The organism is Cyclobacterium xiamenense (assembly GCF_009467825.1).
Classification (GTDB): Bacteria; Bacteroidota; Bacteroidia; order Cytophagales; family Cyclobacteriaceae; genus Cyclobacterium; species Cyclobacterium xiamenense.
In genome coordinates, this window is record NZ_WIOK01000029.1 from 1 (window position 1) to 18,749 (window position 18,749).

The following is an 18,749-nucleotide window of genomic DNA, read 5'->3' on the forward strand; positions in this document are numbered from 1 at the left end:
TATGGATGGAATAATAAATAGCCACCAACACAGCGCAAGGGTTTTCAAATGCCTCATCTCATTTTTTGAGTGAAAGGTAGGTATTTTGGCCCGTTTATGTGGCATTTTCAGGAGACGGGTTTATCAATCAGCGCTGTTTGATTTTACAGGGCTGGACCAGGTAGTTTTCTAAAAAAACGGTGGATTTCCCGCTCTCTACGCAAAGAAAGGGGCATAAAAAAACCTGCCAAAAAAAGGCAGGCTCTATAGCTTTGTGTCGGGGTGGCAGGATTCGAACCTGCGACCTCCTCGTCCCAAACGAGGCGCGATGACCGGGCTACGCTACACCCCGTGCTTATACTCTCAAAGCGATGACAAAAGTAATTCTTTTTTTGGCAATTCAAAAATGATAAAAACAATTTATCGGATTATTTGACCGGCAAACGCCTTGCTTTCGCGAGATTACCTTTGGCTGGCACTAGAGTTCGGGAAAAACATTGCTTTTGAAGATTTTGATGGCGATGGAAAGCAGGATAATCCCAAAAATCCGTCGCAATACATCCAGGCCGGTTTGCCCCAGTTTTCGCTCCAGCCAATTGGTACTTTTGAGCACCACGTAAATGATGATCAGGTTTAGGACGATACCCACGGCAAGGTTGGATTGGGAATATTCGGATTTGAGCGTCAGGATGGTGGTCAGCGTGCCCGCGCCGGCGATCAGGGGGAAGGCGATGGGTACGATGGACGTGCTGGTAGAGCTGGCTGCCGGATCGGGTTTGAATATCTCAATGCCGAGGATCATTTCTGCCCCCAATGCAAAAATGATCAAAGCCCCCGCAATGGCAAAATCTTCCACCCCAATCCCAAATAGTTCCAGGATGGACTTTCCCAGTATGAGAAAGAGCACCATTAGGATGCCGGCAGCGATGGTGGCCTTTCCACTTTGGATATGCCCTACTTTCTTGCGCAGATTGATGACAATGGGTATGGAACCCAGGATATCAATCACCGAAAAGAGAATCAGTGTGACCGAAAGTATTTCCCTGAAATCAAACATGTAGCCATGGTATCAATAAGCCTCCAGAAAGTGGATCAATTTGGTAAATTCGGTATCGGTAATGGCCGGAAAGTTGGCAATCCGAAAACTGGTGGGTTTAAGGGGGCCGTAGCCACTACCCATTTGCATGCCCTGGCCTTCTGCGGCCTTTTTGATAGACTGGATAAAGGCCTCCTCCCCGCCAACACCCAAAACGGTGCGGCTGCGGTTACCGGCTTCGCTCACCAGAAAAGCCAGCGCCGGGGAGTTTTCTACCAGTTGCTCCAACTGCCTCATCCTGCGTTCGGTTTGCTCCTGTAGCGTGCGTATACCTGGCATGTCCCGCAATACGCGGTTGAGCAAGTAGATGCCCAGTACATTCGGGGTATAGTGGGTTTGGTAATTGTCGGCATTTTCCAACATGAAATTCAGGCTATTGTAGCGGCCGTATTCTCCTTTCCGCTTTGCTTTTTCGATGGCTTTCGGAGAAAGCAGCAGGATACCAAGCCCGGCAGGTAGGCCAAAACATTTTTGCACCGAGGCAAACCACACATCTGCAAGGGCAAAGTCCAGGTAGATGCCACCCATGGAGGAGGTGGTGTCGACGGTCAGCATTTTTTCCGGAAATTTCTTTGCGAGCGCAGCCAGTGTCTCATTCGACACCTGGGTGGCGTTGGACGTTTCGTTTTGGGTGATGGCGAGCACGTCGAAATCATCGCTCACGTCCAGGTCTTCCTCAGAAAAGGGCTGGTTTTTGTCCAGGACCAGGGAGCCAGTTTCCGGAAGGATGTGTTGGGCAAAACCGAACCATCTTTTCCCGAATGAGCCCGAAAAAACATGAAAAGAAGCCTTTTCTACCAGGGATTGGGTGATGATCTCCCAGTTTTCCGTGGCACTGGACGTGAACAATAGCCGGTAATCGGTCGGAATTTCCAATTTTTCCTTGATCCGATTTTCGGTGTCCCGGTACAAATCCATGAAACCGGCACTGCGGTGGTTGGCACTTAGGATTCCCTCCCGGTACGCATCCTGAAAATAGTCGGGCAGCTTATCGTAAACTTTGGAAGGCCCCGGAGCAAATGTTAACATCATTGGTTGGAATTTTCTTTTTCGATAAAATACTGTAATCCCAGGTCATACCCCAATAAACCCAGTCCTGCGATCATGCCCACACATTGGCTGGACAGAAAGCTTTTGTGTCGGAACGCTTCCCGCTTGTAAATGTTTGAAATGTGAATTTCCAACGCTGGGCTAGAAATAGCAGCCAAGGCATCGCCAATGGCAACGGAGGTATGGGTATAGGCACCGGCATTGATCAGAATGCCGTCCACCTCAAACCCCACTGCATGTAGTTGGCTTACCAATTCCCCTTCCCCATTGCTTTGGAAATAAGAGAGGTCCAGTTGGGGGTATTTTTGAACCAGGGTCTCAAAATATTCTTCAAACGAGCGGCTGCCGTAAATTTCCGGTTCCCGTTTCCCTAGCAGGTTCAGATTGGGTCCGTTAATGATCGCTATTTTCACGTTTTCTGGCGTTTAAAATGGGACTGAAGCAAGCGACAAAGGTAAACAAATGCCAGTAATTTGGGGATTTATTCCGGTAGATTTTGTTCGTTTATTCCGGCTGCCCACTAAAAATGGGCGGCGTCCCGAGGATTATTCCGGGCCCGCTTGCTTTACGCTAGGGAAGGTACGGCTGGTAGTTGGCTTTTTTTCTGTTTTCCGGGTTGTGGTTCCCGTTGCGCTCTTTTCGATTTTGACCGGAACCCCGTACATTTACTGCATGAGTTGGGAAAAGGAGATCAGTGGTTTTGGCTATTACCTTAAAATTGAGCGATCGCTGAGCGAAAATTCCTTGTTGGCTTACCGACAGGACGTGGAAAAGCTGGCGGCCTTTATGAGCGAGCACTTTCCGGACCGAACACCCCTAACCACCGAATTGCATCATTTACGGTTATTTGTCGATTCGCTGGCAAGTGGAACCATTTCCGAATTTACTCAAGCCCGTATCGTTTCGGGTGTGAAGGCATTTTACAAGTACCTGCTCTACGAGGACAAGCTTCGGGATAGCCCTGCCCTGCTGTTGGAGGCGCCCAAGCTAACGCGTACACTGCCCGATACGCTGAGTTATCCCGAGATCGAACGCATCCTGGAAGCCGTACCGCTGGGCACACCGGGAGGACACCGAAACCGTGCCATGCTGGAGATGCTGTATGGCAGTGGACTGCGGGTATCCGAATTGATTCACCTGAAAAAGAGTCATTATTTTGAGGACATAGGTTTTTTGCGTGTGATGGGAAAAGGGAGCAAAGAACGGCTGGTCCCTGTGGGAAAGGCAGCGGCCCATTACCTACGGATATATCTGGAGGAGGTGCGGAAACATGGCCCCATTGCAAAAGGGCACGAGGAATACCTCTTTTTAAACAACCGGGGAAAGAAACTCTCCCGGGTGATGGTGTTTTTGATGATCAAAAAGACGGCCGCAAGTGCCGGAATTACCAAAAAAGTCAGTCCGCATACGTTCCGACATAGCTTTGCCACCCATCTGGTAGAAGGTGGGGCCGACCTTCGGGCTGTGCAGGAAATGCTGGGGCACGAAAGCATCACTACGACGGAAATTTACACCCACCTGGACAGGGATTACCTGCGGCAGGTGCTGAACGAATTTCTTCCTGGAAATGGCTCCTAGTGCATTTTTCTGAAACATCGGGAGCTAGGGAAGCTTTGGGCATGTTTTTTGAATAGGGCTAAATTCCAGTAAATGACAGCAGGTATGGAACGGAAACGCAGTAGCAGTAATAAATACGTGTATTTTTTCGGACTGGTGCTATGGCTAATGACCCTGCCCTCTCTGGCGGTAGCGCAGGAGAAATTAAACAAATTGCTTCGGGAAAGGGAAACGTTGCATCGGGAATGGCAGGTTTCGGAAAGTAAAAAATCGGGCCTTTTTGGTAACCGGACCAAAAAAGACATGAGTGCTACCAACGAGTGGATGGATCGCATCATCCGCAAGGACAATCAGATCATGCAGGAGCTCGAAATGCTGAAGGATATCGAAACCACGGAGATTAGCTATGAAAAAGAGGATTACAAGTACGTGGCCCAAAAGGCAGAAGCCGATATTGTGAAATTAAAACGCGCGCTGTCGGAAAAGGACGAAGCCATCCGTAAGGAAGAAGACGAGAAACGAAGGTATGAGTGGACGACTTTGTTGTTTTTTTTGAGCACGCTGGTACTCGGCTTCTTGTATTACCGGAAAAAAAGGTAGCGGTTTCGGCCCGGCAGTTTGGGTTGAGGGGTTTTGTTCCGATTTTCTTTTTAAAATCAATGGGGTTTTGATACATTTATTTTTTATAACCAACCCAACAATGAGCAAACTGATCATAAATAGCTTTGAAGATTTCCAGCAGTACATTGGCGAGGAACTGGGCCAGTCGGATTTTCACCGGGTGAGCCAGGAACAGATCAATCTGTTTGCAGATGCCACCCTGGACCATCAGTGGATTCATACGGATCCGGAAAAAGCCCGGGCAGAAGGCGCTTTTGGCGGCACGATTGCCCATGGGTACCTGACCCTTTCCCTGGTCCCGTTTCTCTGGAACCAGATCGTACAGGTAAACAATCTCAAAATGATGGTCAACTATGGGATCGAAAACCTCCGTTTTGCCAATCCGGTAAAGGTAAACGATGAGATTCGAATGATCGCGACCCTGGCAAACATCAGCGACCTCAGGGGTACAATTAAAACCGAAATGAAGGTAAAAATTGAGATCAAGGGAGAGCGAAAGCCAGCCTTATCTGCCCATTTGATTTTTCTCTACCACTTTTTGTAAGCGGATCGGTGGCGGTTCCATTTCGGGAATAAACAAAAACAGCATCCACCGGATGCTGTTTTTAGCGATGTTAAAAAACCTAATCTAAGCTTATTCCAGTCGGTTTCGTTCTTCGGTACTTCCGCTCCGCTGACTCACCTTGAATTGCTCTCCCTGGGCGAATTTCCAGCGTAGCGTAAACCGAATACTTTGCATGCTGTTGTACTGCTGCACGTCGGTATTGATGCGGTCAAAATCGATGTTTCCCTTAAATTTCATCGTTCGGAGAATATCGGAACCGTTCACCGTCAGGCTCAATTTGTCCTCGTAAAAGGTTTTGGTGATTCCGGCATCTACCCAACTCATGCCGTTGATGACCAGCTGTCCGTCCCGAAAGGGGCTCCGGTAGATTCCCACCAATTCCAGCTTAAAGCCTTTGGGAAGCAATACGTTGTGCTGGCTGCGCACCATGAATGAAAATTGCTTTTCGTCCAGCAGTTCTTCCCCCAGTTGCGATTGGAAGGTATTGCCGTTGAGCTGCAGCATGTTGCTGCTGCTGTACCATTCGGCAAACTCCACCGGCACCACCGCCCGCAGGCTCAGGTTTCGGGTACGGTCCAGGTTTTGCATCTGAATGCTTGTTTTCCGGTTTTCCTCGTCTTGTACCATGATTTGACCAAAGGCATTTTCGGTTTGTGAAAAGGAAAGGGAAAACTGGTACGCGTTTTTGAGGATATGGTTCATCTCCAGGTTGTTTGCATACTGCGGTTGGAGGTTGGGATTGCCTTCTTCGGTGGTTAAGGGGTCGATGTAGAAAACAAAGGGGTTGAGCTGCCGGTAGTAGGGCCGGGTGATCCGGCGATTTACGTTGTATACGATTTGGTAGTCGTCCGATACCTGGTGCTGCAGGTAGGCGCTGGGAAAAAGGTCCAGGTATTCCTGGGTATTGATTTCCGAGCGGGTGACCGAATTACCCTCAATGGCTGCATATTCTGCCCGAAGGCCCGCTTGCAGCGCTAGTTTTTCGGTCAGTGGCGTCTTATAGGAAGCGTAGGCAGCGAGCACATTTTCGCGATAGATGAAATGATTGCTATTGGGGTCCGGCACAAAGGGGCCTTCCGCTGTGCTTTTGGAGATATCCAACAGGTTATCGGAGCGTACCCAACTTCCCTTAAGGCCGGTTTCCAGTTCTTTCTCGGCTCCCATAGGCTTTGTGAAGTCGACCTTCGCGGTAAAGATGGAATAGTCCATTTCGTTTCCGGTACGGATTCTGTCTGAACTACCCTGAGAGGTGTTTTCATTTTGCCAGTACCGGTTATCCAGCATGCTCAGACTGCCGGCATCCATGCGGGTATAGTCGATATCCGCCGAGATCTTTGTTCCGAGCGTATCGAGTTTGCCGGTATAATGGAAGTTACCAAATATCCGGGCATTGTCCGATTCGGAATCGTTCAGGGCGTTAAGGTAGTTGAGGTCTGTATTGTCGGGATTGGAGATAGCGGTCAAGGAATTTCCATCCTCGGTTCCTTTTTGTCCGGATGCCTGCAGGTTGATTCCCAGGGAGTGCCTGTCATTGATTTGGTATTCCGTTCCTCCGGAGAAAAACAGGTTGTTTCGAAGCAGTTTTAGCCGTGCATTCTGGTCAAAGGCAGACAGTCCGTTTTCCAATTGAAACCGTCGCAAAATTTCCAGGTCGGTAAACCTCCCCCATTGGTTGTAATTTAAGCTGGCATTGGAGGTCCATTTGTTCTGTTTTATGTTGAGGGTGGCTCCGGCAGAAGGGGTATGCAATCCGTTGAATTGACTCCCGGCATGCACGTTGCCATTGGTACCGTTAAAGTTGTTTTTCTTCAAAACCAGGTTGATTACCCCGGCAGCACCTTCGGCATCGTATTTTGCCGGAGGGTTTTGGATCACTTCGATGCTTCGGATATTATCGGCTGGCATGGCACGGAGAAAATTCGCCAGGTCAGCTGCGCTCATGTAGGTTTGCCGATCATCGATCAGCACGATAAGTCCCGTACGCCCGTTCAATTGAATGTTCCCATCCGCGTCAACAAACACGCCAGGAGAACGGCCGATTACGTCCAGGGCGTTGTTTCCCTCCGCCATGACGGTACCTTCTACGGTTACCACCGTCTTGTCGGCTTGAATTAACACATTCGGACGGGCAGCGTTTACCGTTACCTCGTCCAGTCCCGCCATTTCGGATTCCAAACGCAAGCTGCCAAAATCTTTTTTTGTCCCGGGGCTTAGCCGGAAGGGCTGGCTTCGAAATGACTCGAAGCCAATGCTGGAGATACCAAGAATTAGTTCCTGGGGGTAGGGAGTCGTAAGCAGAAAATTACCCGCTTCGTCGGTAACGGCCCCGGTTACCAAGTCTCCGGTAGCGGCTTGAAGTAGCAAAACATTTGCAAAGGGTACCGATGCGTCTGCCTCGTCCCGGACACTACCGGTGACGGTAGCGCTCTGTTCCTGTGCCGCCAGGTGGCTGAGTCCGAGTAGAAATAAGAAGGCGGTAGTAAAAATGTACCTGGTAAAGTTCATGGTTGTATGCATTTATTCGTTTCATACCATGCCATGGGAAAAAGGTGCCAAAACATAAAAAGCTATGTAAAACGCTGAAAAACAGACAAATGATAAAGTGCCGGCTTTAGCTACTGTATCAATACCGAACACATGCCCTGTACGGTATGCGGACAAAAAAAATAATCCGCCCGGTAATCGCCGGGCGGATTTTTATAGCAAACGAAATAGGTTTGTTTCTTGCTTAGATGGCAGCAGCGTATTTTTTGGCTACTTCTTCCCAATTGACCACGTTCCAAAAAGCGGCGATGTAGTCCGGTCGTCGGTTTTGGTAATTCAGGTAGTAGGCATGTTCCCATACGTCCAGACCCAGGATGGGTATTCCTTTAGTTTCCGCGATGTCCATCAGGGGATTGTCCTGATTAGGCGTCGAACTTACCTGCAATTCTCCATTGGCTACACTCAACCAGGCCCAACCGGAACCAAAGCGCGTAGCTGCGGCGTTGGCAAATTCCTCTTTGAATTTGTCAAACGATCCGAATTTTTTATCGATGGCGGCAGCGAGGTCGCCGGTGGGGGCGCCTCCTCCATTTGGAGAAAGGATGGTCCAGAAAAGTGAGTGGTTGTAATGGCCTCCCCCGTTATTTCTAACGGCTCCTGATGCGGAAGATATCCCCTGCATGATTTCTTCGATGCTTTTGGAGGCCAGGTCGGTTCCCGCCACGGCATCGTTAAGCTTGGTTACGTAGGCATTGTGGTGTTTTCCATGGTGTATTTCCATGGTCTTTGCATCGATGTGGGGTTCCAATGCATTCTTTTCATAAGGTAAACTAGGAAGTTCAAAAGCCATTTGTTGTGTTTTTTAGTGAAACATAAAGTTAGTTGATGGTATAGGTTCGTCGTGAAAAACCTACTAGTACAAACCAATGAATCTTAAAAATGGTTCTTTTATTCCCTTGAATATCTAATTTCTAAGATTTTTAAAAAATGCCTGCAATAAATTCTTGGATTCATCCGCTAAAAGGCCGCTGGAGATTTTCGTTTTTGGGTGGAGCAGCGGCTGGGAAATTCGGCTATATCCGCGTTGAGGGTCCGCGCTGCCGTAGTGTAGTTCGCCCAGTTGAGCCCAAAAACACGCGCCGGCGCACATCGGGCAAGGCTCAAGGGTGACGTATAGTTTGCACTCGGGCAGGTACTTCGCGCCCAGGGCGTTGGAGGCAGCGGTGATAGCGAGGATTTCCGCATGAGCGGTCACGTCGGTTAGTTTTTCGGTTTGGTTGTAAGCGCGGGCGATGATTCGGTCCCGAACGACGATCACAGCTCCCACGGGGATTTCCCCCTCTTCAAAGCCGATTGCCGCCTGCTTGAGGGCTTCGTTCATCCAATATTGGTCCGAGTAGCGTTCCAAACCTCGGTTAAAAAAACAGGTCTAGAATTTCTTTGCGCACGCCTTCGTTAATAATCAAGGCCAAAATCAACGATACGATCAATCCAATCCCTGCCTTGACCAAATCATTTTTGGCCAGACGGTAGGCGCGTACCAGTCGGGCTTTGCGTTTTTTCAATTTTCTGGATTTAGCCAGCGCGATGGAAAGTTCCCGGCCACCCAACAGTCCGATAAACACCCAGGTCGTACTCATGGGCATGTTGCTATAGGCTTTGAAATAGAACAAAATGACGGCATACACCAAATCCACAATGGTAGCAGCCCGTACGTCCGTCACCCGGGTTTTCTCGTTGACGATGCCCTGTATTTTATCGCCTTTCATGTAAAAAAGTACCCCCAAACCCAGGAAAACAAAACCTGTATAGACCGAAAATTCCCATACGCCCAACTGCCTGGGGAGAAACACGGCAATATTCGCCGCATCCTGCATGATCCACACGGCCCAGAGGCATCCGGAAGTGACCCACTGCAGCACGTACCAGTAGTTTCCGGGCTTTCCCTTCAGGTAATTGGTTACAAATTTTTCGAGAATGTACCAGACAATGATCGCCGCAAAAAAGGCCAAAAAGTATCCAATAAAACTTTTTTGCATCACCCCCAGTATGGTTCCGGCTTTATAGGTAAATACATTTAGTAGGAGGAAGGTCGTTGACACCGGCATCCGGAGCCGGGTCATGATCAACAGCACAATCGGAGCAGCAATTTGTAAGAAGACGAAGCTTTGCGGGGCTTTGTCCAAGCCGTCTACTTGCAGGCGTTGGTAGCTAACATCTCCATTGTAGGTAAACCAACTATAGGTCACCGTTGCGACAAAAATCAACCCCATAAACAGCCAAAGGTAGTACCATTTCCTATTCTGGTTGGAAGCGATAAACGTACCGATGGTCTGAATGCTGTCGTTTGCGATGGCTGAATAAGCGGCCAATGCAAACCCAAACCACATGGCAGCATAGGTATACGGCGTAATGATTCCAGCGATGGATATCAGAATACAAATGATCAAAAGAAAGGATTTCTCTTTTTTGGTAAAATCAAAAAGGGAATAGGCTGCTTTGGATAAGGCATCCTGGTTGATGTTTTGATCTTTCAGTTTGGCCATAAGCTGGATTTGCCGGTGAAATACGGTCGCAAATTAAACAAGAATTTCTAAGGATAATGTTACCAAATTGTTAAGTCCCAGGCCAAAGGTATAAAGTACGCCGAAATGTACCGGCATTTTCGCCCTCCTTCTTTGGTCAAAAATAGAAAATTTTATTTTTACCCAAGCTTTTTTGTTTTTTATCGATTCTGCGGCAGGTTTGCAGAAGATTTAAATTTTAACACAAGTTTTATCCGAAAAGTGTGCATTTCTCTGTAGTCTGTCCGTATTTTGCAAGTTGAAAGGGCCAATTTCTAATCCCATTTTTGAATGACCACTACTCCTGCGGGCAATGCCTATAAGAAAAACCTGATTTTAGCAGTTACCGTCATCTTTGGTTTGCTGCTGTTCATGTTTTCCATTGATTTTTTGACGTACTCGCTGGCCCGCTTAAACAATGAGGTAGCCAATACACTATTTATGGCTACCAGCAATCCCTTTGTAGGCTTGTTTATTGGTTTGCTGACTACGGCCTTGATTCAGTCCAGTTCCACGGTTTCGGCCATGGTTGTGGTCTTGGTGGCCTCGGGTAACCTGACCCTCGCCCAGGCAGTACCTTTGATCATGGGGGCAAACATCGGGACCACCCTGACCAGTACGCTCGTGGCCTTCGGCTACATCATGAAAAAGAAATCCTTCCGAAAGGCGCTTTCGGCAGGTGTTTTACACGATTTGTTTAATATTATTACCGTGATCTTATTGCTTCCCCTGGAGGTATATTTCGGATTGCTGAGTAAATTATCTGCCTGGATTACCCAGGGATTTGGCGACGGAAGCACCACTTTTGAGGGAGAGCCGGGGTATCAGGGCTTTTTTCTCCGGCCGTTGAGCGTATACCTCTCCGAATGGATGCATTGGCCCTTGCTGGCGTTGCTGGTGGGGGTCTTGCTGTTGGTAGGTAGCATCAAGGTTCTTTCTTCCCTGGCATACCGTTCCCTGATTACGCCCAACTTTAAAAAGATACGAAAACATATTTTTAATTTCCCCTACCGGTCTTTTGCCTACGGCATGTTTTTTACAGCTGCCGTTCAGTCAAGCACGGTGACCACCTCGCTGATGGTAACCGCCGTGGCCACCGGCAAGGTGGCATTACGAAAGGTTTTTCCTTTTATCATGGGCGCCAATCTGGGGACTACCATCACTGCCGTGATCGCCGCGCTTTACAAAACCGAGGCGGCCATTAGCGTGGCCATCGTCCACGTGCTCTTTAACCTGATCGGAGCCATGCTCTTTCTTCCTTACCCGGGATTACGGGAGATTCCGGTTCGCATGGCCCGAAGTTTTGGAAAGAAAACGGCGAGTACCCGGTTCATCGGCTTTGCGTACATCTTGCTGACCTTTTTTATCATTCCCTTTTTTCTCATCTACTTCAACCAGTCCCGATGATATTCGGATCTCTGTGCCAGGGGTACCCTGCCGATCAATCCCCCTGGTCTAAAAAGGCGTCCATGATGCGGTGCCCATTGCTGCTGCCAATCCGATCGGCTCCAGCGCGGATCATCTCCACTGCCTGCCCCAGGGTTTTGATGCCACCGCTGGCTTTGATCCCGACTTGGCTAGGCAGGAGCTGTCGCATCTCGCGGATGGTCGCTGCGTTGGCTCCTTCCGGGGCATATCCGGTGGAGGTTTTCACAAAATCGGCCCCTGCATCCCGGCAGAGCAGGCAGGCTTGTTTCAATTCTTCCGTACTGAGATAGGCCGTTTCTACAATCACCTTTAGCAGTTTTTCCTCCGCGTGTATGCGGCTGGCCAGTTGCGCTAGTTCTATTTTTGGCCAGTTCATCCCGGATTTAAATGCCGTCAGAGACCAGACCACATCCAGTTCATCGGCACCATCCTCCATCGCCTGCTGGCACTCGGCCATTTTGGTCTGGCTCATGTTGTATCCAAAGGGAAAGCCAATGACCGTGACTACCTGAATGTCTTCGCCAGCCAGCTCCCGTTTGACCTTCCTTACCCAAAAGGGAGGAATGCAAACGGCGCGGAACCGGTAGCGACGCGCCTGCTGGATCAGTGTTTGGATGGCTTTTTCGTCCACAGCCGGATGCAAAGCAGTGTGTTCAATATATAGCTGCAAATTTTTCATAATCAATCTTAATACGGATATTTGAACCTGTATGGAATACCTCATTTTAGGATTTGGATGGGTGCTTTTTTATGGCAGCCATACCTTCCTGGCCAGCCTCAATATAAAAAGAAAAATCAGGTCCCTGCTAAAAGGTCTGTATAAATGGTACCGTTTGGCTTACAGTGTGTTTTCCGGGCTGTTTTTTCTGGGCTTGTTTTTTTATGCAGGCAGTATTTCGTCGCAAAGCCTGTTTGCCCCTGGACCGGGGAGCACCTACCTTGGGTTTATGTTTGCTACCTTTGGTACCATTATCTGCGTGAAAAGCATGCGAAGGGTGTCGGTAACCCGTTTTATCGGGCTGCGCCCCCAGGACGATATTGCTGAAACCGAGCCCTTGGTGACCGAGGGATGGTACCGGCATCTGCGGCACCCGCTCTATGCCGGATTGATCCTGATCTTTGTCGGATATTTCCTGTATGTACCCAACTGGGCCTCCCTGATTCATTTGATAGCCTTGTTGGCATACCTTCCGTTGGGGATTCATTTCGAAGAGCAGAAGTTATTGGAAGTATACGGGCAGGAGTATGCTGCCTACAAAACCGATGTTCCCGCCATTATTCCCCGATTCCAAAAATGAACGAACTGATAGGGTATGCTGTCGCGTTGCTGCTGGTACTGGCTCATTTGGTTATGGCCAGCCTCTTTTACCGGCATATCAACAAAAACCCCCGGCTTTCTTTTCATGAGAAGAACGACTGGCGGCTAAAAGCCCTGGTTTTTCCGGCCTATTACTGGTTTCGTTACAAACGGGAGCAGGGCAGCTCCTCCTGAACGGGGGGATGGCAGCGGCTTATCGGAAACCTTCCGTTATTCGACTCAGGGGATTATTCTGTGGAGGGGCTTTGGATCGGCTAGCAGCTGGTAGGCCCGCAGTTTACGGAAAAAATAAATCCCACTTCCGGCCATTAGGAGCACACTCAGACTCATCAAGACGAGTAGTCCTTGCGAATAAAATCCAAACCAACTCATGCTTTCATAGTTGCCAAATTGCTTGAAAATCAAGATGCCGGAAGAGCCCAGGTAGCCAAAGCTGTCTACCAGATACATCAGAAAGCCTACATTTCCCGCGTACTTAAACGAAGCAAGTAGCCGGTCAAACAGGAGGCAATTGAAGGGGATGTAGGCCATGTAGGTGCCAGTGCCGGTGGCCACCATCCAATAAAACGGCGAAAGCCAACCGTTTACCATGGCCAGGGTGGCTGCCAGGGCGAGTACCAGGCCGGATACAATGATCAAATGGTAGATAAACAGCGCTTTGAAGTTGTTTTTAACGAGTACCAGCAGGCCCATCATCAGCAAAAGGATGAGGGTGATGGGAATTTCCGTCTGGGTGAGTAATTCCGGTGCGGCCGTAACCTTTAGGTCTTTCCATATCTCCACCACAAAATTATCGCGAATATCCCGAAAGGCCGTTAAAACCATGTAGACGAGAACCAGTATGATCAGTCCAGGCCTGAAACGTCGAAAAAACGTGCGTCGGTCTTTCCCATTCATGGATTTTCGCTCCGTTTTCAGCGCAATATCCGCGCTGCTGGGTGACGGCGTATGATCCAGGAAAAAAACACTGGTGAGCAATAAAGGTATAAACAGGGTACCGGTAAGAAAGGGCATCCAATAGGGGTCTACCCCCCAATCCACCAGGAGGTAACGACCGACTGTCTTTACAAAGCCCGAGGAAAACACGAAACTGACAGCCAATATACTGCCCATCATTTCCGTAAATCTTCTGCCTTCCAGGTAGTGGAAGACCAATCCCCAAATCAAGCCCAACGGAAAACCGTTGATCAGGAAACAAAGGATGTTCCAGGGAGCGGGGAGCAAAGCGAATCCCAGCAAGCCCAGCCAGGAAATACCAATCAGGCGCAGGGTCAGTCGGGCCCGGTGTTCGGCTTTGAGCTCGGCAATGCGCTTAATTCCATAAAATTTGCTGGCCATGTACCCCAGCGTTTGCAAGAGGATCAACCAAACCTTCAGGTCTATTCCCCACCATTCCTCGCCGGCAAAAGTCGCCGAAGCAAAGGGCTTGCGAAAGGCATACATGCAGCTGTAGGTCAAAAACGCCATGGAGCCGGCAAAAAGGCTCATGACCAGAGGAGGCGCTGACGTCAGTTTTTTTGTAAGCGAGGGAAAGGTAATCATTCGCGCACGGGCTCACCAATTTCCGCTGCTACCAGTGGCAGAATATCGATCAGCCGGTGTACGATGTGGGAAGGCTTGTGTGGCGCTAATTGTGCCTCCGTGTACGCACCTGTGGTCACGGCTATGCTGAGGAGGCAACCTGAGTTTAGGCCCTCGTTGATATCCACCTCGGTATCTCCGATTTTAATGACCTCGCTGGGGCTACCTATGCCGAGTGCGGCCATCATTTTTAGGATCATATCCGGGTGAGGACGCCCCTTGCCGACCTCGTCGCTACATACCGTGATGTCGATGAGCGGGTGATTTTTCCAGCCGATGCGTTCTAAAATGACATCGGCAATGGGCCTGCTGAAACCCGTGTCCAGTCCCACCTTAATCCCCATTTGCTGCAAGGACTCGAACACCTCCAGGGCATCGTCCATGGGTGCGATATCCGGACTCTTCTTATAAAACTGAATCATTTCATCCACAAAGCTGTCATGAATCGTATCCACCAGCTTTTCTGATACACGCTCTCCTTCCGGTGTATGGGCTACCAGCATTTCCTTGATCGCCAGTGGTTTTGGGTAACCCATTTTTTCGTTTGCTTCCTTTAGCGTGACCGCCGTGTATCCATGTTTGGAAAAAGCCCTGACAAACGCTTCCGCTACATTGCTTTGGTCTTTTATGGTGGTACCAGCCATGTCAAATACGGCCAGCTTGATGGGTTTTTTCATTTGTTTAAACGTGTTTTTTAATAGTCCTAACTTGTCCTGCACCAAAAATCGCATCGCCCATCGCCAGGCTTGCTTGTGAGAATCGCCCACGCTTACATCATGTCTGCCTTAGGCAGGGCCGATTTCATGCCTTTTGGAGAACCGCGATGAAGGCGGATAATTTGCGGGATAAATTACTTAAAAAAAGTCGCAGTAGAAAGCCAAAGGCCTTCATCCTTCCGTTAATTTATCGTGAATTTGGTTAGGCATTGATCGGGAATATGAGTAGTTTTCTTTCAAAATACGAAAGCTATGAAAAAAACAGCCCGGGAAACGGTGGACGAGGTCTTTTCCTTGTACGAAGCGCATGGAGATGCGGACTACATCGGTGAACCTGTTTCCCAGTTGGAACACATGAGTCAGGCCGCGCAACTGGCCGAATCCGAAGGATATGGACCCGAAGTGGTATTGGCCGCTTTTTTTCACGACCTGGGCCACCTTTTTGCACAGCGGGAGGCGTTGGAGCAGATGGGTGGATTTGGGGTAATGGACCACGAAAAGCTGGGGGCAGACTACCTGCGGCAACTGGGCTTTCCCGAATTGGTGGCGCGCCTGGTGGAAAGCCATGTGGAAGCCAAGCGGTACCTGACCTATAAAAATCCGGATTATTTCAACCGACTCTCGGAGGCAAGCAAGCAAACCCTCAACTACCAGGGAGGCGTGATGAGTCCGGAGGAGGCGGCGGCATTTGAGGCCGACGAAAACCATGTACTAATCCTCAAAATGCGGGAATGGGACGAAAAGGCCAAAGAAACCCAGGTACCAGTCCCCCCTTTGGATCCCTATAAGAAGATGGCACTGGAACTGTTGGCCTGATTGTTACGCGTCTGTTTGGAATCAGGGTTCGGAGGTGACCAGATCCTTCACACAGTGTACCCAGGTATCCCGCGAGTTCAGGCTGGGCACCAGGTCCCAACGTTCGCCGCCTTGTTCGATAAACTGTTCCTTATACTCTTCGCCCACTTCCACGGTGGTTTCCAGGCAATCGGCAACAAAGGCCGGTGAAAAAACGAGGACTTTTTTGATTCCATCTGCCGCCATTTCTCGAATGAGGTCTTCGGTGTAGGGCTTAATCCAGGGATCCTTCCCCAGCCGGGATTGAAAGCAGGTCACTACCTTTTCCTGGGGCAACTGGAGCTTTTCGGCAATCAGTCGGGTGGTGTGAAAGCATTGTGCCCGGTAGCAAAACTGGTTCTTTTTGGTATAGTGGGCACAACAATCGCCCAAACGGCAGTAGCCATCCACGGATCCTTTTCGTATCTGTCGCTCGGGGAGGCCGTGGTAGGAAAAAAGAAACCGGTCGTATTCCTGGTCGGCCATCATTTCCTTGCCCAATTCGGCCCAGGCTTCCAGAAACAGGGGATGGTCTACGAAATTGCTGATAAAGCGGATGTTTGGGATAATCTGCCAGGTACGGGCGAGTTCCATGACCCGATCGATCACCGAGCCGTTTGTGGCGGAGGCGTATTGTGGAAACAGCGGCAATACCACGATTTCCTTTACATTGGCTTTGTTTAACGCTTTCAATCCCTCCTCAATTCCCGGCGATTGATAGCGCATGGCTATTTCCAATTGGTACTTGGAATGATCGATCAAAGGGAGCAATTTTTCTTTTAAGTCCTGGGTGTGGAAAAGCAGGGGAGAACCCCGTTCGGTCCAGAGTTTTCGGTACTCTCCGGCCGATTTGGGTGCCCTAAAGGGGGCAATGATCAGGTTTACCAGCATCCACCGGGGGATAAACGGAAAGTCGATTACCCTTCCGTCCATTAAAAATTCTCTCAGGTATTTTCGGACATCTCCGGTAGCGGTGCTATCAGGCGTACCCAGATTTACCAGCAAGATGCCTGTTTTGGCTTTATTTTGACTCATGAGTTGTTGCTAACCTTTAATTTTATTTCAGTAAACCGAAATTACAAGCTTATGTTAGAAAATACCAGCAAAATATAGCCGCTTTGCGGAATTTGCAATCCCGGGGTCCAGATAAAAAAGAGGTTTGTAGTCCCCATAGCGAGAATGTACACGATCGAGAACATTTTTTATTACTATATTGGGAAAGAGTAGGTCCTTGAAAACTATGAAACTAGACAAAAAAGCTTTTACCATCCAAAGTTTCGAAGAAGCTGCGGATCACCAAAAACAGCATAAAAGCCTTTCGGAGGAAGAGAAAAGGGATGTTTTTCTTCACCTGATGCAAGCTGCCTATGGGTTTGTAGGTACTGCCTGGCCTAAGATGGATATGAGGTAAGAAGTCTGATCAAAGATGGTAGCACTTCTTAATCTGTTTAATTCTGGTTTTAAAGACTTTATTGAAAGCCTGCACAAGTTTGATGTGGCGTATATCCTAATTGGAGGATATGCAGTAGTTCTGCACGGTTATCTCAGAACGACCGGAGATTTGGGTAAAAGCAACAAAAGAAAACTATAGAAAACTAATGAAGGCATTTTCATTTTTTGGATTACCCACCAATGCTATACGTCTTGATCAATTTTTGAAAAATGACAGGTACCAAGTTTTTTTTGTTTGGAAGATCCCCTATGGCTATCGATAGTGTGACTGTAATTCAAGGTATTGACGTGAAACTCATAAACATTTCTGATTTGGTAAAAACCAAAAAAGCCAGCGGCAGGTATACGGATTTAGATGATCTTGAAAATTTAAAGAGCAATGAAGAATAAAAAGCTCAGGCATCTCCTAATTTTATTTTTTTTATTGGTTCTTAGCGGAAATGTAATGGCACAGGGCGTTCCAAGCATCCTGATCGCTTATTACTCCGGTTCGGGCAACACCCAAACCATGGCGGAGGCGGTAGCAAGTGGAGTGGCACAAGTGGAGCATGTCAATTATACCATCAAACGCGTTGAAGAGCTGACCGAGCGGGAGGTCTTGAAGGCTTCCGCCATCATTTTGGGTTCTCCCGTATACAATGCCAATATGGCGCCCCAGGTGCAGGCGTTTATCAATAGCTGGCCATTTGAAGGGAGACCCCTAAAAGATAAAATCGGTGCTGTATTTGTCACGGGTGGTGGCTTTTCCATAGGGGAAGAATCGGTCATGCTTGCCATGATCCGTGCCATGCTGGTTCATGGGATGCTGATCGTAGGAGGAGCCGAAACAGAAGCAGCATTTGGAGCCTCGGCAATTACCGGAGAGGGTGAATTTGCCGGAAAAGAGGTGAATCCACTGTTTTTGAATAAAGCAGAAGGGCTGGGAAAAAGAGTAGCGGAGTGGGTAGTAACGTTGAAAAAGGAAAGGTAGCGATGACTGAATTATCTGAGTTTTCCCGCGTTAGTAAAGAATTATCTCACCTTTTCGTTTGTTGTTGCCGGCATTTGCATCTTTGGTGTGGATGATAAGCCGGTACTTCAGCTTTTTCCCCGGTTGTCGGGCCGGAATCTTTTCCGGGGCGGTGTAAACGATCGTTTGCCCCGGTTCAATGGCATCTGTTTTGGTATCAAAACTCATCATTTTTCCATTTACTTTAAAAAACACCCGGTAACTCTCGGCCGGAGCCGTGACGGTACCCGCGTTTTTAACGGAAAAGCGGAATATCCGGCTTCCCTCTTTTTCTGCTTCCAGGTAGACTTCCGCAGCCTCCAGATCAAATAGCGGGGCCTCTTGCCCCCAAAAGGCGGGTGAAGCAAGCAAAAAAACACCAAGGATTCGTAAAAACATGTTGCTGTAGGTTTGGAAAGAAAGATAAACCGGACATCGAGCGCTTCGGTAGTCAACGGCAGCGATGCCATTAGCCCAAGCCAAAGTCGATCGGTTTATTCAGAAACGTAAGTTACC

22 protein-coding genes and 1 tRNA gene are annotated in these 18,749 nt (G+C 48.8%); 10 read left to right on the forward strand and 13 right to left on the reverse strand.

Annotated elements, in window-relative coordinates:
• Nucleotides 1-256 precede the first annotated feature (256 nt).
• The 4 genes from GCU44_RS18185 to aroQ all read right to left on the reverse strand — a co-directional run bounded on the left by GCU44_RS18185 (nt 257) and on the right by aroQ (nt 2,538).
• Nucleotides 257-331: transfer RNA gene (locus GCU44_RS18185), tRNA-Pro, on the reverse strand.
• 126 nt (nt 332-457) lie between these two features.
• A complete protein-coding gene (locus GCU44_RS18190; protein WP_154858392.1) occupies nt 458-1,036 on the reverse strand; it encodes a MarC family protein in 579 nt (192 codons plus the stop codon).
• A gap of 12 nt (nt 1,037-1,048) precedes the next feature.
• Nucleotides 1,049-2,104, reverse strand: a complete 1,056-nt coding sequence (locus tag GCU44_RS18195) for an aminotransferase class V-fold PLP-dependent enzyme (RefSeq protein ID WP_154858491.1) — start codon at nt 2,102-2,104, stop codon at nt 1,049-1,051.
• Nucleotides 2,104-2,538: a type II 3-dehydroquinate dehydratase gene (gene aroQ, locus GCU44_RS18200; RefSeq protein WP_092170548.1), complete on the reverse strand. Its 435-nt coding sequence runs from the start codon at nt 2,536-2,538 to the stop codon at nt 2,104-2,106. The genes GCU44_RS18195 and aroQ overlap by 1 nt, the downstream gene beginning before the upstream one ends.
• A gap of 259 nt (nt 2,539-2,797) precedes the next feature.
• Here aroQ and GCU44_RS18205 point away from each other — a divergent pair, with 259 nt between their 5' ends.
• From GCU44_RS18205 to GCU44_RS18215, 3 genes are all read left to right on the forward strand, one after another.
• A complete protein-coding gene (locus GCU44_RS18205; RefSeq protein ID WP_154858493.1) occupies nt 2,798-3,703 on the forward strand; it encodes a site-specific tyrosine recombinase in 906 nt (301 codons plus the stop codon).
• 84 nt (nt 3,704-3,787) lie between these two features.
• Nucleotides 3,788-4,282: a Clp protease ClpB gene (locus GCU44_RS18210; RefSeq protein ID WP_241685016.1), complete on the forward strand. Its 495-nt coding sequence runs from the start codon at nt 3,788-3,790 to the stop codon at nt 4,280-4,282.
• 100 nt (nt 4,283-4,382) lie between these two features.
• Complete coding sequence (locus GCU44_RS18215; protein ID WP_154858394.1) at nt 4,383-4,847, forward strand: MaoC family dehydratase; 465 nt, start codon at nt 4,383-4,385, stop codon at nt 4,845-4,847.
• A gap of 90 nt (nt 4,848-4,937) precedes the next feature.
• Here GCU44_RS18215 and GCU44_RS18220 read toward each other — a convergent pair whose 3' ends face one another.
• The 4 genes from GCU44_RS18220 to GCU44_RS18235 form a co-directional block, all read right to left on the reverse strand.
• The gene (locus GCU44_RS18220; RefSeq protein ID WP_154858396.1) at nt 4,938-7,373 is read right to left on the reverse strand and encodes an outer membrane beta-barrel protein; all 2,436 of its coding nucleotides are present in this window, start codon (nt 7,371-7,373) and stop codon (nt 4,938-4,940) included.
• 223 nt (nt 7,374-7,596) lie between these two features.
• Entirely contained in the window at nt 7,597-8,202 is a 606-nt protein-coding gene (locus GCU44_RS18225; protein WP_154858398.1) for a superoxide dismutase, read from the reverse strand.
• A gap of 114 nt (nt 8,203-8,316) precedes the next feature.
• Entirely contained in the window at nt 8,317-8,760 is a 444-nt protein-coding gene (locus GCU44_RS18230) for a nucleoside deaminase (protein ID WP_154858400.1), read from the reverse strand.
• Nucleotides 8,761-8,767: 7 nt separating this feature from the next.
• A complete protein-coding gene (locus tag GCU44_RS18235) occupies nt 8,768-9,898 on the reverse strand; it encodes a hypothetical protein (protein ID WP_154858402.1) in 1,131 nt (376 codons plus the stop codon).
• A gap of 309 nt (nt 9,899-10,207) precedes the next feature.
• On the opposite strand from GCU44_RS18235, the gene GCU44_RS18240 reads away from it, so the two are divergent.
• Nucleotides 10,208-11,323, forward strand: coding sequence for a Na/Pi symporter (locus GCU44_RS18240; protein ID WP_154858404.1), 1,116 nt, complete (start codon nt 10,208-10,210; stop codon nt 11,321-11,323).
• A gap of 34 nt (nt 11,324-11,357) precedes the next feature.
• Here GCU44_RS18240 and deoC read toward each other — a convergent pair whose 3' ends face one another.
• Nucleotides 11,358-12,023 carry a deoxyribose-phosphate aldolase gene (gene deoC / locus GCU44_RS18245; RefSeq protein ID WP_154858406.1) on the reverse strand — a complete coding sequence of 222 codons (666 nt, stop codon included), beginning with the start codon at nt 12,021-12,023 and terminating at the stop codon, nt 11,358-11,360.
• Between the two features lie 31 nt (nt 12,024-12,054).
• On the opposite strand from deoC, the gene GCU44_RS18250 reads away from it, so the two are divergent.
• The gene (locus GCU44_RS18250) at nt 12,055-12,642 is read left to right on the forward strand and encodes a methyltransferase family protein (protein WP_092170532.1); all 588 of its coding nucleotides are present in this window, start codon (nt 12,055-12,057) and stop codon (nt 12,640-12,642) included.
• Entirely contained in the window at nt 12,639-12,836 is a 198-nt protein-coding gene (locus tag GCU44_RS18255) for a hypothetical protein (protein WP_092170529.1), read from the forward strand. The genes GCU44_RS18250 and GCU44_RS18255 overlap by 4 nt, the downstream gene beginning before the upstream one ends.
• Before the next feature lie 45 nt (nt 12,837-12,881).
• Here GCU44_RS18255 and GCU44_RS18260 read toward each other — a convergent pair whose 3' ends face one another.
• Nucleotides 12,882-14,204, reverse strand: a complete 1,323-nt coding sequence (locus GCU44_RS18260) for a DUF5690 family protein (RefSeq protein WP_154858408.1) — start codon at nt 14,202-14,204, stop codon at nt 12,882-12,884.
• Complete coding sequence (locus GCU44_RS18265; protein ID WP_154858410.1) at nt 14,201-14,920, reverse strand: HAD-IA family hydrolase; 720 nt, start codon at nt 14,918-14,920, stop codon at nt 14,201-14,203. The genes GCU44_RS18260 and GCU44_RS18265 overlap by 4 nt, the downstream gene beginning before the upstream one ends.
• A gap of 291 nt (nt 14,921-15,211) precedes the next feature.
• Between GCU44_RS18265 and GCU44_RS18270 the strand changes: the two genes are divergently transcribed.
• On the forward strand, nt 15,212-15,775 hold the full coding sequence (locus GCU44_RS18270; RefSeq protein ID WP_092170524.1) for a phosphonate degradation HD-domain oxygenase: 564 nt from the start codon (nt 15,212-15,214) through the stop codon (nt 15,773-15,775).
• Between the two features lie 21 nt (nt 15,776-15,796).
• Here GCU44_RS18270 and hemH read toward each other — a convergent pair whose 3' ends face one another.
• Entirely contained in the window at nt 15,797-16,828 is a 1,032-nt protein-coding gene (gene hemH / locus GCU44_RS18275) for a ferrochelatase (protein ID WP_154858412.1), read from the reverse strand.
• A 205-nt stretch (nt 16,829-17,033) separates the two neighbouring features.
• Here hemH and GCU44_RS18280 point away from each other — a divergent pair, with 205 nt between their 5' ends.
• The 3 genes from GCU44_RS18280 (at nt 17,034) to GCU44_RS18290 (ending at nt 18,215) form a co-directional block, all read left to right on the forward strand.
• Nucleotides 17,034-17,204: a hypothetical protein gene (locus GCU44_RS18280; protein WP_154858414.1), complete on the forward strand. Its 171-nt coding sequence runs from the start codon at nt 17,034-17,036 to the stop codon at nt 17,202-17,204.
• Between the two features lie 251 nt (nt 17,205-17,455).
• Nucleotides 17,456-17,635: a hypothetical protein gene (locus GCU44_RS18285; RefSeq protein WP_154858416.1), complete on the forward strand. Its 180-nt coding sequence runs from the start codon at nt 17,456-17,458 to the stop codon at nt 17,633-17,635.
• Nucleotides 17,625-18,215, forward strand: coding sequence for a flavodoxin family protein (locus GCU44_RS18290; RefSeq protein ID WP_154858418.1), 591 nt, complete (start codon nt 17,625-17,627; stop codon nt 18,213-18,215). The genes GCU44_RS18285 and GCU44_RS18290 overlap by 11 nt, the downstream gene beginning before the upstream one ends.
• A gap of 30 nt (nt 18,216-18,245) precedes the next feature.
• Here GCU44_RS18290 and GCU44_RS18295 read toward each other — a convergent pair whose 3' ends face one another.
• The gene (locus tag GCU44_RS18295) at nt 18,246-18,632 is read right to left on the reverse strand and encodes a hypothetical protein (protein WP_154858420.1); all 387 of its coding nucleotides are present in this window, start codon (nt 18,630-18,632) and stop codon (nt 18,246-18,248) included.
• Nucleotides 18,633-18,749: the final 117 nt, after the last annotated feature.

Bases quoted from the DNA above. Each gene is read 5' to 3' on its own strand.
- GCU44_RS18270 (WP_092170524.1), top strand. From the start codon at position 15,212: ATGAAAAAAACAGCCCGGGAAACGGTGGACGAGGTCTTTTCCTTGTAC.
- GCU44_RS18295 (WP_154858420.1), bottom strand. From the start codon at position 18,632: ATGTTTTTACGAATCCTTGGTGTTTTTTTGCTTGCTTCACCCGCCTTT.
- GCU44_RS18250 (WP_092170532.1), top strand. From the start codon at position 12,055: ATGGAATACCTCATTTTAGGATTTGGATGGGTGCTTTTTTATGGCAGC.
- deoC (WP_154858406.1), bottom strand. From the start codon at position 12,023: ATGAAAAATTTGCAGCTATATATTGAACACACTGCTTTGCATCCGGCT.
- GCU44_RS18195 (WP_154858491.1), bottom strand. From the start codon at position 2,104: ATGTTAACATTTGCTCCGGGGCCTTCCAAAGTTTACGATAAGCTGCCC.
- GCU44_RS18260 (WP_154858408.1), bottom strand. From the start codon at position 14,204: ATGATTACCTTTCCCTCGCTTACAAAAAAACTGACGTCAGCGCCTCCT.
- GCU44_RS18240 (WP_154858404.1), top strand. From the start codon at position 10,208: ATGACCACTACTCCTGCGGGCAATGCCTATAAGAAAAACCTGATTTTA.
- GCU44_RS18290 (WP_154858418.1), top strand. From the start codon at position 17,625: ATGAAGAATAAAAAGCTCAGGCATCTCCTAATTTTATTTTTTTTATTG.
- GCU44_RS18225 (WP_154858398.1), bottom strand. From the start codon at position 8,202: ATGGCTTTTGAACTTCCTAGTTTACCTTATGAAAAGAATGCATTGGAA.
- GCU44_RS18190 (WP_154858392.1), bottom strand. From the start codon at position 1,036: ATGTTTGATTTCAGGGAAATACTTTCGGTCACACTGATTCTCTTTTCG.
- GCU44_RS18220 (WP_154858396.1), bottom strand. From the start codon at position 7,373: ATGAACTTTACCAGGTACATTTTTACTACCGCCTTCTTATTTCTACTC.
- hemH (WP_154858412.1), bottom strand. From the start codon at position 16,828: ATGAGTCAAAATAAAGCCAAAACAGGCATCTTGCTGGTAAATCTGGGT.
- GCU44_RS18280 (WP_154858414.1), top strand. From the start codon at position 17,034: ATGAAACTAGACAAAAAAGCTTTTACCATCCAAAGTTTCGAAGAAGCT.
- GCU44_RS18265 (WP_154858410.1), bottom strand. From the start codon at position 14,920: ATGAAAAAACCCATCAAGCTGGCCGTATTTGACATGGCTGGTACCACC.
- GCU44_RS18215 (WP_154858394.1), top strand. From the start codon at position 4,383: ATGAGCAAACTGATCATAAATAGCTTTGAAGATTTCCAGCAGTACATT.
- GCU44_RS18255 (WP_092170529.1), top strand. From the start codon at position 12,639: ATGAACGAACTGATAGGGTATGCTGTCGCGTTGCTGCTGGTACTGGCT.
- GCU44_RS18205 (WP_154858493.1), top strand. From the start codon at position 2,798: ATGAGTTGGGAAAAGGAGATCAGTGGTTTTGGCTATTACCTTAAAATT.
- GCU44_RS18210 (WP_241685016.1), top strand. From the start codon at position 3,788: ATGGAACGGAAACGCAGTAGCAGTAATAAATACGTGTATTTTTTCGGA.
- GCU44_RS18235 (WP_154858402.1), bottom strand. From the start codon at position 9,898: ATGGCCAAACTGAAAGATCAAAACATCAACCAGGATGCCTTATCCAAA.
- GCU44_RS18285 (WP_154858416.1), top strand. From the start codon at position 17,456: ATGACAGGTACCAAGTTTTTTTTGTTTGGAAGATCCCCTATGGCTATC.